Origin of the sequence: Oceaniovalibus sp. ACAM 378, from assembly GCF_008085915.1 — a bacterium.
GTDB lineage: Bacteria > Pseudomonadota > Alphaproteobacteria > Rhodobacterales > Rhodobacteraceae > Oceaniglobus.
The window spans coordinates 1-634 of the sequence record NZ_VSJK01000095.1 but is presented as its reverse complement, the minus strand read 5'-3'; the positions used below and the strand labels follow the sequence as shown (position 1 = coordinate 634).

At 54.3% G+C, this 634-nt stretch carries 1 pseudogene; it reads right to left on the bottom strand.

The window, feature by feature from the left end:
* Window positions 1–126: 126 nt before the first annotated feature.
* A pseudogene (locus FQ320_RS26765) lies at window positions 127–210 on the bottom strand (MYG1 family protein); the annotation flags it as partial.
* Window positions 211–634: the final 424 nt, after the last annotated feature.

Genomic DNA, 634 nt, shown 5'->3' with positions numbered 1-634 from the left:
AGGGGCATCTATCCTCAGTTTACCGACCAGACCTGCCCACCATCACGCGAAATCACTGCCCACCTTCGCGTGAAATACGTGCCCATCATCACCCGAAATCGCTGCCCATCATCACGCGAAACACGCAAACAACCGCGTCAGGATGACAGAGGACAACAGCTCATCGGCATGAAAGCCACCGGAATGGGTGACGAGGTGGGTAATGGTCATCAGCAACAGGCTCCAGCCGGACTTTCAACGATTTGGGCGACCAGATAGGCCGCCCGTGGGTAAATGCGATCGCAGTTTTGCGTGAGTGTTAGAGGCAATCTAAATCCTGCGTTACAAAAGCACCAGACCCCAACATGTAGGACGTCGATCAGCTTCGCGGGATCTTTACCCCGATTCCGAGACAACTTTGCCCCGATTTACAGCGAGTGCGCATTGCGCGCGGTCAACGCAAAACAGGCTTCCCTCTTTCCAGCTGGCAAGCAAAAGGTCGAAGCGTTTGCCAGATCATGAAATCCCCTTCTGGGCAGCAAACCTATGCCGCAGCCAATTTGGGATTTCCTTTTTGAATCGATCCACATCACCCCGCCACGAGGCCGCATCTTCCAGCAGTTTCCGGGCGTTTTTGTCGTTCTTGCCAAGCTTG